This window comes from Arthrobacter sp. TB 23 (assembly GCF_000294595.1).
In the GTDB taxonomy this organism is placed as follows: domain Bacteria; phylum Actinomycetota; class Actinomycetes; order Actinomycetales; family Micrococcaceae; genus Arthrobacter_D.
In genome coordinates this window covers 1-13071 of the sequence record NZ_ALPM01000092.1, presented here as the reverse complement: position 1 = coordinate 13071, position 13071 = coordinate 1, and the positions used below count along the sequence as shown (strand labels likewise).

Genomic DNA, 13071 nt, shown 5'->3' with positions numbered 1-13071 from the left:
CCACCGCCGAGAGCGGGTGGCCGGGACGGGAATCGTTTGAGCGAGCGGCGGGGATAGGACAGAATGGACAGTTGTGACCAGCCAACTTGATTTCAGTGCCCTTCGAATAGCTATCCTGGGCGGCGGTCCCGGCGGGTATGAGGCGGCAATGGTCGCCGCGTCCCTCGGCGCCAGCGTCACTATCGTCGAACGACACGGGCTCGGTGGAGCGGCAGTGCTGACCGACGTCGTGCCCTCCAAGACACTCATCGCGACAGCCGACATCATGGCACGAGTGGCCTCGGCGCATGAACTGGGGGTGCGCTTCGAAAACACCGAGGCGGCCTACGCGGATCTTGGCCAGGTCAACGCGCGGCTCCTGAAACTTGCTGCCGAGCAGTCAGCCGATATCGCCCGCGCACTGGAGCGGGTGGGTGTGAAGATCCTCATCGGCGAAGGAAAGCTGCTGGACAACCACCGGCTTGAGGTCACCTCCGACGGCGAGGCCACAGTGGTCGAAGCCGACGCCATCCTCCTTTCCGTCGGTGCGCATCCCCGTGAACTGCCCACTGCCCAGCCCGACGGCGAGCGAATCTTCAACTGGACCCAGGTCTACACCCTCACCGAGGTACCTGAGCATCTCATTGTGGTTGGCTCGGGGGTCACGGGCGCCGAGTTCGCATCAGCCTACGACGGCCTCGGATCGAAGGTCACCCTGATCTCCAGCCGGGACCGGGTACTCCCCGGAGAGGACGCCGACGCCGCCGAGGTGCTTGAGAACGTATTCACCAACCGCGGAATGACGGTGCTGTCGGAATGCCGGGCGCAGGGCGTGCAGCGGGTGGGCGACGGCGTCGTCGTTACGCTCTCCGACGGCCGGACCGTTGAGGGTAGCCACTGTCTGATCGCCGTCGGGTCAATCCCCAACACCGCGGGCATTGGGCTTGAGGACGCAGGGGTCCAGGTCACCGAGTCGGGCCACATCAAGGTCGACGGAGTCTCCCGCACCTCAGCCCCGAACGTGTACGCGGCGGGGGACTGCACGGGCGTGCTGGCGCTCGCCTCGGTGGCGGCGATGCAGGGCCGGATCGCCATGGCCCACCTGATGGGGGACAGTGTGACCCCGCTGAAACTGAAGCAGGTTGCTTCCAACATTTTCACGGCCCCAGAGATCGCGACGGTTGGCGTCTCCGAGGCGGACGTCGAGTCCGGCCGTTACCAGGGTGACGTCGTCAAGCTTTCGCTGCACACCAATGCCCGCGCGAAGATGATGAACGTCACTGACGGGTTTGTGAAAATCATCTCCCGCAAGGGGTCCGGAACGGTGATTGGCGGCGTCGTCGTCGGCCCCCGCGCCTCCGAGCTGATTTTCCCGCTGGCGCTCGCGGTGACCAAGAAGCTCCATGTTGACGATGTGGCCAACACATTCACCGTCTACCCGTCGCTGACCGGCTCCATCTCTGAGGCTGCCCGGCGGCTGCACGTCCGACTCTAGGACTTTTCGGAAGTACGCGCCGGATCCGCCCCGCCTGGGTGGGGCTCGGTGACCCAACCTTGGGTCACGCCGTCCACATGCTGGACAATTTTATTTACCTGCTGGACCTTGCTGGTCTGATAGATGCATTCACCCACCCTGTTCGAGGCGCCCACGCGCGCCCTAGTGAGAGAAAGCCGCAGACATGTCAACAACCCCGTCCGCCGTGGACGCCGGTGTAGCAAAGCCGAAAAATCCCAAGGGCCGCGTCATCTTCGCCAGCCTGATCGGCACCACCATCGAGTTCTATGACTTCTACATTTACGCCACGGCATCAGTGCTGGTCTTCCCTGCGCTTTTCTTCCCGGACGCCACCCCGGCGAACGCGATTTTGAGCTCCTTCGCCGTCTTCGGCGTCGCCTTCGTGGCCCGGCCACTCGGGTCGATCATCTTCGGCCACTACGGCGACCGGATCGGGCGGAAGGGGACGCTGGTCGCTTCCCTACTCACCATGGGTATTGCCACGTTCCTCATCGGTGTCCTGCCGACCGCCCAGGTGGACGGCTGGATCATTCTCGCGCCGGCGCTGCTGGTACTGTTGCGCTTCTTCCAGGGCCTCGCCCTGGGTGGTGAATGGAGCGGCGCTGCGCTGCTCGCCACCGAAAACGCGCCGAAGAACAAGCGCGCCGTCTACGGCACATTCCCGCAACTCGGTGCTCCGATCGGCTTCATCCTCGCGAACCTCCTGTTCGTCTACCTCAACGCCACCCTCACCAACGAGGAGTTCCTGGACTGGGGCTGGCGGGTACCGTTCCTGCTCAGCGCGGTCCTGGTCATCGTTGGACTGTATGTCCGCCTCAAGCTCATCGAGAGCCACTCCTTCCAGCAGGTCAAGGACAAGGGCAAGGTCGTGAAACTGCCTCTCGCCAGCGTCTTCAAGCACCAGTGGCGGGCTCTGCTGCTCGGCACGTTCATCATGTTCGCCACCTACGTGCTGTTCTACCTGATGACCGCCTTCACGCTGACCTTCGGCACCACCCCGGCCTCGGTCGAGGACGCACGGGCGGCCGCCGAAGCTGCGGGTCGCGGGTTCGACGACGCCGCCGCCGAGGCCTTCGTGCCGGGACTGGGCATTGCGCGGGGAGACTTCCTGATGATGCTCATAATCGGTGTGGTGTTCTTCGGCATCTTCACCCTGGTGTCCGGCCCGCTTGCCGAGAAGTTCGGCCGCCGGAAGATGCTGATGGCCACCACCATCGGGATCGCGTTGTTTGGTTTCACCTGGGTTCCCCTGTTCGGTGCGGGTACGACCGGTGCGATGGCGCTGCTCATCATCGGTTTCATCCTGATGGGCCTCACCTTCGGACCCATGGCGGCCATCCTGCCGGAGCTGTTCCCGGCGAACGTCAGGTACACCGGTTCCGCCGTTGCGTACAACATGTCGAGTGTCATCGGTGCTGCGCCGGCGTCGTTCGTTGCTATCGCCCTCTGGCAGCTTGCCGACGGCAGCACACTGCTGGTCGGTCTGTATCTGAGCGCGGCAGCAGTAGCGACGTTCATTGCGTTGTGGCTCAGCCGGGAAACCCGCGACCACGATTACGACAACAACGTCGCCTGACCCTTTCCCAACCCCTCACGACGGCGCGGTACCCACGGGTGCCGCGCCGTCGTCGTCGGCGGCTCCTGACGGGTGGGTGGAGGCTCCACGTAGAATCGGACGGGAAATCAATCCAGCGGAGGAAGTATGAGTACCCAATCACTGGCTGACGGACGCTACCTCCTCGGTAGTGTGGTCGGCACCGGCGGGATGGCCGAGGTGTACCGGGCCCGTGACACGCGGCTCGACAGGGACGTGGCGGTGAAGCTGTTCCGGTCCGCTGCAGCCGACGGCGTGTCCCGCGGATCGGACGAGGCCCGGCTCCTGGCGGGGCTCCACCACCCGGGACTGGTCCGGGTGCTCGATATGGATTCTTCCAGTACCTCGTCGGGGCCCACCTACCTGGTGATGGAACTGATCGAGGGCCCCGATCTGGGCGCGTTGCTCGCGGACGGTCCGCTACCCTCCGATGCGGTGCGGCTGGCAGGGTGGGACGTGGCGAGGACCTTGGCATACATCCACCAGCAGGGCATCCTGCATCGCGATATCAAGCCTTCCAACATCCTGACGCGCTCAACGGATCCCGATAGCGGGGTCTTCGGCTTCCTGCTCACCGACTTTGGCATCGCGCGCTTCTACGATGCCGCGCGGCAGACGGCAACCGGGCTGACCATCGGCACGGCCGCCTACCTTAGCCCCGAGCAGGCCCGCGGCGGAGCCATCGGCACTCCCACCGACATCTACTCCCTCGGGCTGGTCCTGTTGGAATCACTGACCGGTGCGCGCGCCTTTCCGGGGACCAGTCTCGAAACGGCGGTGGCTCGGCTGCACCGACCGCCGGAGATCCCCGCCGCCCTCGGATCGAACTGGCAGTCGCTGCTGTCCCGGATGACCGCCGATCACCCCGACGACCGGCCCACCGCTGGCGCCGTCGCCGCCGAATTCGCCCAGTGGCAGACCCCCGAGCCGCACACCGAGGTGTTTACCACTGGGGGGCCCCACACCGAGGTGCTCACCACTGAGGGGCCCGCCGCGACCCGGTTCCAGCTCACCGTGCCCGACGAGCCAGGACACCAGCCCGAGCGGACCACGATCATGGCGGCCGCTCCGGCCGCGACTGAGGTGCAGCAGCAGGCTAGTGCGTCCCCGGGGGCCGACCAGGCAGCGTCCCGGCCCGCGACCCGGCCTGCGAACCCGCCTGAGACCCGGCCCCGGCCGGCGACCCCGAATGCTGCCCCGACGGCGGCGCGACCCGCTGGTGCGACCCGTCGACCGGGCCGACGGCGCCCATGGCTGATCGGCGTGTTTGCTGCTATCGCTGTGCTTGCCCTCGGCGTGGCAGCGGTGGTGGGTCTGAATCTGGCTGGGCAGGAGACCGTCGAAGAGCTACCGGCGGTGCCGGGCACCACTGGTGAATTGCTCCAGGAACTCTACGAAAGGGTGCAACCATGAGCCGGCGAGGATATCAGTGGGCAGCAGGCGCGTCCCTCGGCGTCGCCCTGCTCCTGGCGGGGTGCGGCGCTCCCGAACTGGAGTCGGAGACGGCCGCCGCCTTCCAGGCCTCAGTGCGTGACATTGCGACGGCCGCTGCCGCCGGCGACCAGGCCGGTGCCACCCAGTTGGCCCTCGATCTCAGTCAGGCGGTCACCGTGGCGCAGGGGCAGGGCACCGTCAGCTCCGACCGCGCGGCGCAGATCACGTCAACTATCGATGAGTTGCTCCTTGCGATCACGGCCGAGGTTGGCCCAGCGGATCCCGCAGCGCCCGCAGCACCCACAGCGCCTGCAGCGCCCGTTCCGGAGCCCACCACAAACACGCCGTCGCCTTTACCTGAAACCCCGGCTGAAACGCCCGTCCCGCCGGTGAGTCCTCCATCGGGTGGCGACGATGAGGAGGAGAACGGGGACGACGCCGGTAGTGAGGATGACAAGGCGCAGCGGGAGGCTGAGCGGGAGCTTGAAAAACAGCAGCGGGAGCTTGAAAAACAGCAGCGTGAGCAGGAGAAGCTGGAGAAAGAGGCTGAACGAGAACAGGGACAGCCCGAAGACGACGGGTAGCCCAGCACGAGCGTGCGGCGGCTAGTCGGAGATCGCGGCGATGACCGCTCCGGCGGCCACCGTGTCGCCTGGCGAAGCACTCAATCCGGAGAGGGTGCCGGACCTGTGGGCGGTCAAGGGTTGCTCCATCTTCATGGCCTCAAGCACCACGATCAGGTCACCCTCCGCGACGAGGTCGCCGTCGGACACAGCCACCTTCACGATGGTGCCCTGCATGGGGGAGGTGAGGTCATCGCCGTCGGCCGCCGACGCCGAACCACCGCGGGCACGCAGCGCCTTCTTGGGCTTCCCGGCAGGGGACTGCCGGCCGGTACCGCCCAGCCCTGCGGGCAGGATGACCTCGAGGCGTTTGCCAGCCACCTCGACGGTGATCCGCTGGCGGGGGGCGTCGTCGTCGGACGCTGGATCGGCTGATTCCCCGGCGGACCACGGAGCAATGGTGTTGTCGAATTCGGTTTCGATCCAGCGGGTGTGAACCGTGAACGGCCCCTCGGTGGGCGCGAAGGCTGGGTCGGCGACGACGGCGGCGTGGAACGGGAGCACCGTCGGCATGCCGGTGACCTGCATCTCCGAGAGGGCGCGCCGTGCACGCTGCAGGGCCTGGGGGCGGGTGGCCCCGGTGACAATGAGCTTCGCCAGCATGGAGTCGAAGTTGCCGCCGATCACCTCACCGGCCTCGATGCCTGAATCCACCCGGATGCCGGGCCCGGTGGGGAGTGTAAGGGTCTGGACCGTGCCGGGTGCGGGCATGAAGTTCCGGCCCGCGTCCTCGCCGTTGATACGGAACTCGAAGGAGTGGCCGCGGACCTCGGGGTCGCCGTAGCCGAGGGCTTCGCCGCGGGCGAGCCGGAACTGCTCACGGACCAGGTCGATGCCGGTGACTTCCTCGGAGACGGGGTGCTCCACCTGGAGCCGGGTATTGACCTCAAGGAACGAGATGGTGCCGTCCTCGCCCACCAGGAACTCGCACGTCCCGGCGCCCTGGTAGCCGGCTTCCCGAAGGATGGCCTTGGACGCCTCGTAGAGCCGGTTGTTCTGGTCGGCGCTCAGGAACGGTGCGGGCGCTTCTTCGACCAGCTTCTGGTTGCGGCGCTGCAGCGAGCAGTCGCGGGTGGAGACGACGACGACGTTCCCGTGGGCGTCGGCGAGGCACTGGGTTTCGACATGGCGGGGTGCATCGAGGAACCGTTCGACGAAGCACTCGCCGCGGCCGAAGGCTGCGGTGGCTTCGCGGACTGCTGAATCGTAGGCTTCGGGAATGTCAGCAGCGTCGCGGACCACCTTGATGCCGCGGCCACCGCCGCCGAATGCCGCCTTGATCGCCAGGGGGAGCCCAAACTCGCTGGCGAAATCCTGGACTTCACGAACGGATTCAACCGGGTCCTTGGTGCCCGGCACCAGGGGTGCGCCGACTTTCTCGGCGATGTGGCGGGCTTTGACCTTATCGCCGAGCTGGGAGATGGCGTCGGGGGAGGGACCAATCCAGGTGATGCCAGCGTCGATCACCTTCTGGGCGAAGTCGGCGTTCTCGGACAGGAAGCCGTAGCCGGGGTGGATGGCGTCGGCGCCGCTGCGTTGGGCTGCTTCGAGGATCCGGTCCATCACCAGGTAGGACTCGGCCGCGGTGCTGCCACCCAGGCCATACGCTTCATCGGCAAGGCGGACGTGCAGTGCATCCCGGTCAGGGTCAGCGTAAACGGCAACCGAAATCAGGCCCTCATCGCGGGCCGCGCGGATGATGCGCACGGCAATCTCGCCGCGGTTGGCGATCAGGACCTTGGAAACGGGGTTTACTGCAGCGGAAAAGGACTCGCTCATGGTGTGGTCTGGCTCCTTCGTATCTGTTCGGAGCCTAGCGCCATATTGTTGTCTTTGCCCATAATCCATGCGGATAGCGCGTGTGGCGGGTGGTTTCTTTGTAGGGATGCTACAAAGGGCCCCGGGGTTACCCGGTTAAACCCAGAAGTCCATCACCGTCAGGTTTGCCGACGCCAGCAGCCCCCGCAGGGTTGAGACGCTGAGCCCGATGACCGCGTGCGGATCGCCGTCGACCCGGGTGATGAACGCTCCACCCAGTCCGTCGATGGTGAAGGACCCGGCCACCTGCAGGGGCTCGCCAGTAGCCACGTAGGCGTCGATCTCGTCGTCGGTCAGCTGCGCGAAATGCACCGACGCAGAGGCGACGGCGCCCACGGTGGCACCCGATCCGCCGTCGGACGCGTCACGCGTGTCAACGAGCCAGTGCCCGGTGTGCAGGACACCAAAGGATCCGCTCATGCGCCGGATCCGGGCGCGGGCAATCTCTGGTTCCCACGGTTTGCCGTGTGCTTCGCCGTCGAACTCGAAGATCGAGTCGCAACCAATCACCAGCGCACCCTCGGAACCGTCGGCTGACGCGACCGCCTCGGCCTTGGCCCGCGCCAGGAGGAGGGAGGTGTCGAACGCATCGAGCGGACCGTACTGCGCGGCGACGGCGTCCTCGTCCACCGAGGAGACCAGCACCGAGTGGCTGATCCCGGCGTCGGTCAGGACTTTGGTGCGGGCGGGGGACGCTGAAGCGAGAATCAGGTGGGAGGTCATAGTTCAGCCTAGACACTTCCGCGCGGCGCCCCCAACCGCGCTCCGGTGGGCAACCCGGATCGACCCGGGGTCGCCTAGCCGACCAAAGCCCGGCGGAGCGTGTCCAGCCCGACCGACCCCAGGTTCAGGGAACGGGTGTGGAAGCTGCGCAGGTCAAACGCTGAGCCTTCGCGTTCCTTGACCTCGTCGCGGATCTGCTCCCACAGCCGCTGCCCGATCTTGTAGGACGGAGCCTGCCCGGGCCAGCCCAGGTACCGGTTGAACTCGAAGTCCAGGGAGCCCTCGCTGATGGCGATGTTTCGTTTGAGGAATTCGTACCCCTTGTCGGGGGTCCAGGTGCCGGTGCCCCAGCGCTCGGGAACCTCCAGTTCCAAATGGACCCCGATGTCGAACACCACGCGCGCCGCCCGCATCCGCTGCGCGTCGAGCATGCCCAGCCGTTCGCCGGGATGGTTGAGGTATCCCAGCTCCTGCATCAGCCGCTCGGCGTACAGTGCCCAGCCCTCACCGTGCCCGGAGACCCACACGGCATTGCGTCGCCAGTTGTTGAGGAGCCCGCGCTGCATGGTCGCCGTGGCAATCTGCAGGTGGTGGCCCGGAACGCCCTCGTGGTAAACGGTGGTGGTTTCCTTCCAGGTGGTGAAGGAGTCCTCACCCTCGGGGACTGACCACCACATGCGGCCCGGTCGGGAGAAGTCGTCGCTGGGTCCCGTGTAGTAGATGACTCCCTCATGGGTGGGCGCGATCCGGCATTCAATGGTGCGCATGATGGCGGGAATGTCGAAGTGGACCCCCGCCAGCTCGGCGACCGCCTTATCCGAGAGCTGCTGCATCCATGACTGCAGGGCATCGGCACCCTGCAACTGCAGCTCGGGGGACTCGTCGAGGAGCTTCATCGCCTCTTCGATGGACGCACCCGGCTTGATCTCGTGGGCGACCGCTTCCTGCTCGGCGATCACCCGGTCCAGCTCTTCGACTCCCCACTGGTACGTCTCCTCGAGGTCGACGACGGCGCCCAGGAACCGGCGCGACATCAGGGCATAGTGCTCCCGCCCAACCGCGTCCTTGGCTGGGGCGACCGGCAGGAGTTCCTCCTGCAGGAAAGCGCCCAGCCGCTGGTACGCGGCTCGAGCCGCAGCCGACCCCGCCACCAGGTCCTGACGTAGCTGCGCCGGCAGCTCGCCGTCGTCAATGGACGCGTTCGAGACGAAGTCGTCAAAGAAGCCGCCATCCTGGGCGTACTTGGTGGTCTGGTCGATCACAATCCTGATCTGGCGCTCGGCTGCGACGAGGCCGCGATCCTTGCCGGCCCGCAGGGAGACGATGTACCCGGCGAGGGCATCGGGGATGTTGTGCAGACGGCCGGCGATGTGGGCCCACTGGTCGGCGGTGTCGGTGGGCATCAGGTCGAAGATCATCCTGATTTCCTGGGCCGGCGAGGCGAGGTTGTTCAGGTCGGCAAGGTTCATTCCGGTGCCGTGGATTTCCAGTTCCAGCCCGAGGCGCTCCCGCATGGCGTCCAGGGTGACCCGGTCGACGTCGTCGGCCGGTTCCAGATCGGTCAGCCGGCCGAGCGTCTCCGTGGTGGCCTCGGCCCAGGCCTCCAGGCCGGCAGGGGAGTAATCGCGGTACTCGGTTTCGTGGCCGGGGAAGCCAAGCTCGGTGGCGAAGCCCGGATCAAGCTGCAGCAGGGTCTCGGTGTAGGCGTCAGCGACGGCGTCGATGGCTGTCTTTGTCCGGGTGGGAAGCTGCACGGACGGGTGACTGGCTGTGGCGGGAGTCTCATTATTCACAGCACGAGCCTAACCGGTTTGCCGGCGCAGGTGGTTGCTTTGAGCAATATTAAAGGACTGTAACCGGATTGTGTTCTGGGCCGCGGGGTCGGGATTCGGTTGGGGAACTACCGTGGAGAGAGCCACCCGTACGTGACCCGAGAAGGCGGACACCATGGCCGGACCCCGCAGGATCGTTGCTACCGCGTGCATAGCGACCGCCGCGCTGACCCTGAGCGCCTGCGGTTCGTCCAGCCCCGAATTGATCGTTGCCGACAACGTCATGCGCGCCGTCGTGCAGGTGGATGCGCATCCGGAGGCGGTCGCCAGCCTGCGCGATTCGTCATTCCGGCTCGGAGCGGCCATGCTCGCCGCGAACCCCAACGACAACAGTGTCACCAGCCCCGTCAGCGCCCTCTACGCGCTGTCAATGCTGCGTACGGGCGCGGCGACGACGACGGCCGCCGAGATGGACGAGGTGCTCGGCCTCCCGGCCGCACACCGGGACGAGGCAATGAATGCGCTGCTCGGGTTATGGGAGCAGTACGACGGCGATCCAGGGTCGGTCGACGAGGAGGACCCGCCCGCAGCGCCGCTCCTGCATCTTGCTAACGGGATGTTCATCGATCGGGGCCAGCCGGTTGGTGCGGAGTTCCTGGAGACGCTGGCGGTGCAGTACGGATCGGGTGTCTATCAGGTGAATTATTCGGACAGGTCCACGGCCGAGGCCATTAATTCCTGGATCAACGAGAACACCGGGGGCCGGATCGAGGAGGCGCCGGTCGACTATGATCCCGACACCAGGCTCAGCCTGCTCAACACCGTATATCTGGCGGCGGCGTGGCAGACGCCCTTCGACCCGGCGGAGACGACGCCGGGGCCCTTCACTCTCACCGACGGCGGGGTTGTCGAGACCGACATGATGCGTCAGGTGGCCCTCGCCAACTACGCCTCCGGCGACGGGTGGACTGCATTGGACCTGCCGTACAACGACGGGTTATACCTGCGGCTGGTCCTGCCCGACGAGGGGGAGTCTCCAGTGCTGGCCGCGAAACAGCTGGCTGAAGTCCGGGTGGGGATGGAGAGCGGCGCACAGGCCGAGGTTGCGCTGGTCCTCCCGAAATGGGATCACACCTACCACCAGGATCTGCTGGCACTGCTCCGTGGGATGGGGCTCACCGAAACCCTGGGCACCGCCCCCGACTTCGGGCCGATCAGCCCTGGACTCTTCGTCTCGGGCGCGGCGCAGGAAGCCAACATCACCGTCGCTGAGAAAGGCACCATCGCTGCGGCGGTCACCCAGATTGACATGGCCGAATCGGGGCTGTCGATGCCCGACGTCGAACTCGTCCTGGACCGGCCGTTCCAGTACCAGATCATCCACGGGGAGACGGGCATGCCGCTGTTCCTGGGAACGGTGATGGATCCGCGCTAACCTGCCCGCGCCCGCGTTACGGGGCGAAGCCCGACGAACCGGAGGCGCCGAATGAAAGGAATAGCCTCCGCTCGAACTCGGGCAGCATCGTCTTGATATACGTTTCGCTGAGATGATTGTCGTCCATGTATACGAGGACGTTGCCGATCACCGGCGGACAGGTTCCGTCAGGGCAGATCAGGTCCGTCAGATCCATCGAATGCAGCGACGGGTACCGTGCCGCCAGCTCGGCCACGGGGTCCACCGGCGCCAACTTGGTGTCCACCTGGAACGTGCAGGAGGGGTCATCCTGGCCAGAACTTTCGACACATTCCGGCATGTTGACCGGGAACCGCGGATTGTCGCGGATCGCGATCAGTTGGGCGCCGCTGGCCATGATCTGCTGTGCCGCCTCTTCGTAGCCGGGCACCAGGCGGTCATCCTCGCGGATGTGGTGGGACGAGGAGGAGACGGTGAACACCAGATCCGGATCCTGCGCAGCCAGGTAGGCCAGGACGTCGGCGTTCCACTGGTCGCAGTTCTCGACCGGCTCCTGCCCGACCGGCGCGCCGAACGGACACTGCCCCTTGCGGAGCACAACGAGGTCCCAGTTGTTGCGTTTCGCCACCGGTTCGATCGCCGCTACCCACTGTTGCGGATGGGAGGCGCCCACCACCACGGCCAACTTCGCCGGGTTCTCCACCGTCGTCTGATTGCATCCACTCTGCAGCGAACCGAAGGACGAGGCATCGAACTCGCCGGCGCAGGCCTCGTCCAGGGTGACCCACTCGCTGTTGAGTGCGGTCATCATCGGCATCAGAGGGGCGTCGGCGTCACCGAAGGGAACGAACCCTTCGCGCAGCGATGCGGCGCCGGGATTGTTGGCGTTGTCGGCGGCGGCAGTCGCCGCAGTGTGGATCTGCAACTGCCAGACTCCGAGCGGCAGCCCGACGAAGAGGGCGCAGGCGGCGATGACGACGGCGGACCGCCGGCGCTTGCGTGCGGCCCACTTCAGCTGCCGGATCGGCTTGTCGATGAATCGGGTGGTGACCACGGCCCACAACACCGACACGGCGATGATCACCAGACCGGAGAACAGCCCCGCTGACTCGAGGTCCTGATGAATCAGGAAGATCACCAGCAGCGGCCAGTGGATCAGGTAAAGAGCGTAGGACGCGTCGCCCAGCTTCACCAGGGGTTTCCATCCGAGGAACCGGTCCACCCCGAACCGGTGATCCGTTGCGCCGGCCACGATCACCGCAGCTGCCGCGAGCGTGGGCCAGAGAGCGATATAACCGGGGAACTGTTGCTCCACCTGGAGGACGAATCCGACGGCGAGCATCGCCGCGATACCAGCCCAGCCGAGGACCACCCGGCTCAGCATCGGTAGCCGGACGTAGGGCAGGGCTAGAGCTATCAGGGACCCAAGAGCGAATTCCCACAACCGGGTGCGGGTGTCGAAGTAGGCAAACGCCTGGTTCGTTGCGGTCTGCCACACGGAAAAAGCGAGGGACCCGGCGAACACCAGTCCAAAGAGCCCCACCAGGATGCGCCGCGGGCTGACCCGGAACCGGGTGGAGATAATCGCTGCAACGGCGAAGAGGAGAGGCCACAGGATGAAGACCTGGCCCTGGATGGACAGCGACCAGAAGTGCTGGAAGGGGCTCGCGGTGCTGTGATCTGTTGCGTAGTAGTCGACGGAGTTTACGGCGAGCAGCCAGTTTTGGAAGTAGAGCAGCGACGCCCAGGCCTGGTCGAGGAGGTCCGTCCACCGGCCCCGCGGCACGAAGGCCATCACGGCTCCGAGCGTGACAACGATGGTCAGTGCGGCCATTGGCACGAGTCGGCGGAAAAGGTTCACCCAGTAACGCAGCAGATCGAGCGGGGTGCCAGTCTCAAGCTTGCGGGTGAACGAGAGAGTGAGGAGGAATGCGGAGATGAGCAGGAAGACGTCGACACCGCCGGAGACTCGCCCCAGCCAGACGTGATAGACCACCACCATGAGCACAGCGAGTGCCCGCAGTCCCTGCACCTCGGGCCGGTAGCCGGGTCGCGGAAGTGAGGCTGGCGTGCCGGAGCGCGCTTCGATGCGCCGCACCGGCACCGTGGAATGATGCCTGCCGGTCATGGTCGTTTCCTCTCAGCCGACAGACTTACCAATCCAGTCTAATCTCTGTCGGCAGGCGGAGCGGCCAGGG

The 13071-nt window shown here is 66.0% G+C and carries 9 protein-coding genes; 5 read left to right on the top strand and 4 right to left on the bottom strand.

Annotation, left to right across the window (positions count from 1 at the left end; translation table 11 throughout):
* The first annotated feature begins 73 nt into the window (after positions 1-73).
* From B384_RS0113320 to B384_RS0113305, 4 genes are all read left to right on the top strand, one after another.
* Positions 74-1474 (top strand): NAD(P)H-quinone dehydrogenase, encoded by a 1401-nt coding sequence (locus tag B384_RS0113320; protein ID WP_019483597.1) that lies wholly within the window; start codon positions 74-76, stop codon positions 1472-1474.
* 184 nt (positions 1475-1658) lie between these two features.
* Positions 1659-3071: an MFS transporter gene (locus B384_RS0113315; RefSeq protein ID WP_019483596.1), complete on the top strand. Its 1413-nt coding sequence runs from the start codon at positions 1659-1661 to the stop codon at positions 3069-3071.
* A 126-nt stretch (positions 3072-3197) separates the two neighbouring features.
* Positions 3198-4502, top strand: coding sequence for a serine/threonine-protein kinase (locus B384_RS0113310; protein ID WP_019483595.1), 1305 nt, complete (start codon positions 3198-3200; stop codon positions 4500-4502).
* Positions 4499-5107, top strand: coding sequence for a hypothetical protein (locus B384_RS0113305; RefSeq protein ID WP_019483594.1), 609 nt, complete (start codon positions 4499-4501; stop codon positions 5105-5107). The genes B384_RS0113310 and B384_RS0113305 overlap by 4 nt, the downstream gene beginning before the upstream one ends.
* 21 nt (positions 5108-5128) lie before the next feature.
* Here B384_RS0113305 and B384_RS0113300 read toward each other — a convergent pair whose 3' ends face one another.
* From B384_RS0113300 to B384_RS0113290, 3 genes are all read right to left on the bottom strand, one after another.
* Positions 5129-6925 carry an acetyl/propionyl/methylcrotonyl-CoA carboxylase subunit alpha gene (locus B384_RS0113300; RefSeq protein WP_019483593.1) on the bottom strand — a complete coding sequence of 599 codons (1797 nt, stop codon included), beginning with the start codon at positions 6923-6925 and terminating at the stop codon, positions 5129-5131.
* Positions 6926-7060: 135 nt separating this feature from the next.
* A complete protein-coding gene (locus B384_RS0113295; RefSeq protein WP_019483592.1) occupies positions 7061-7687 on the bottom strand; it encodes a Maf family protein in 627 nt (208 codons plus the stop codon).
* A 74-nt stretch (positions 7688-7761) separates the two neighbouring features.
* Positions 7762-9480: a DUF885 domain-containing protein gene (locus B384_RS0113290; RefSeq protein ID WP_443110862.1), complete on the bottom strand. Its 1719-nt coding sequence runs from the start codon at positions 9478-9480 to the stop codon at positions 7762-7764.
* A 154-nt stretch (positions 9481-9634) separates the two neighbouring features.
* Here B384_RS0113290 and B384_RS0113285 point away from each other — a divergent pair, with 154 nt between their 5' ends.
* On the top strand, positions 9635-10894 hold the full coding sequence (locus B384_RS0113285; protein ID WP_019483590.1) for a serpin family protein: 1260 nt from the start codon (positions 9635-9637) through the stop codon (positions 10892-10894).
* Positions 10895-10910: 16 nt separating this feature from the next.
* On the opposite strand, the gene B384_RS0113280 is transcribed toward B384_RS0113285, so the two are convergent.
* Positions 10911-13001, bottom strand: coding sequence for an acyltransferase family protein (locus B384_RS0113280; RefSeq protein WP_019483589.1), 2091 nt, complete (start codon positions 12999-13001; stop codon positions 10911-10913).
* Positions 13002-13071: the final 70 nt, after the last annotated feature.

What these genes read in the sequence shown, in the direction of transcription:
- B384_RS0113285 (WP_019483590.1), top strand. Translation starts at nt 9,635, where the DNA reads ATGGCCGGACCCCGCAGGATCGTTGCTACCGCGTGCATAGCGACCGCC.
- B384_RS0113280 (WP_019483589.1), bottom strand. Translation starts at nt 13,001, where the DNA reads ATGACCGGCAGGCATCATTCCACGGTGCCGGTGCGGCGCATCGAAGCG.
- B384_RS0113300 (WP_019483593.1), bottom strand. Translation starts at nt 6,925, where the DNA reads ATGAGCGAGTCCTTTTCCGCTGCAGTAAACCCCGTTTCCAAGGTCCTG.
- B384_RS0113315 (WP_019483596.1), top strand. Translation starts at nt 1,659, where the DNA reads ATGTCAACAACCCCGTCCGCCGTGGACGCCGGTGTAGCAAAGCCGAAA.
- B384_RS0113310 (WP_019483595.1), top strand. Translation starts at nt 3,198, where the DNA reads ATGAGTACCCAATCACTGGCTGACGGACGCTACCTCCTCGGTAGTGTG.
- B384_RS0113295 (WP_019483592.1), bottom strand. Translation starts at nt 7,687, where the DNA reads ATGACCTCCCACCTGATTCTCGCTTCAGCGTCCCCCGCCCGCACCAAA.
- B384_RS0113305 (WP_019483594.1), top strand. Translation starts at nt 4,499, where the DNA reads ATGAGCCGGCGAGGATATCAGTGGGCAGCAGGCGCGTCCCTCGGCGTC.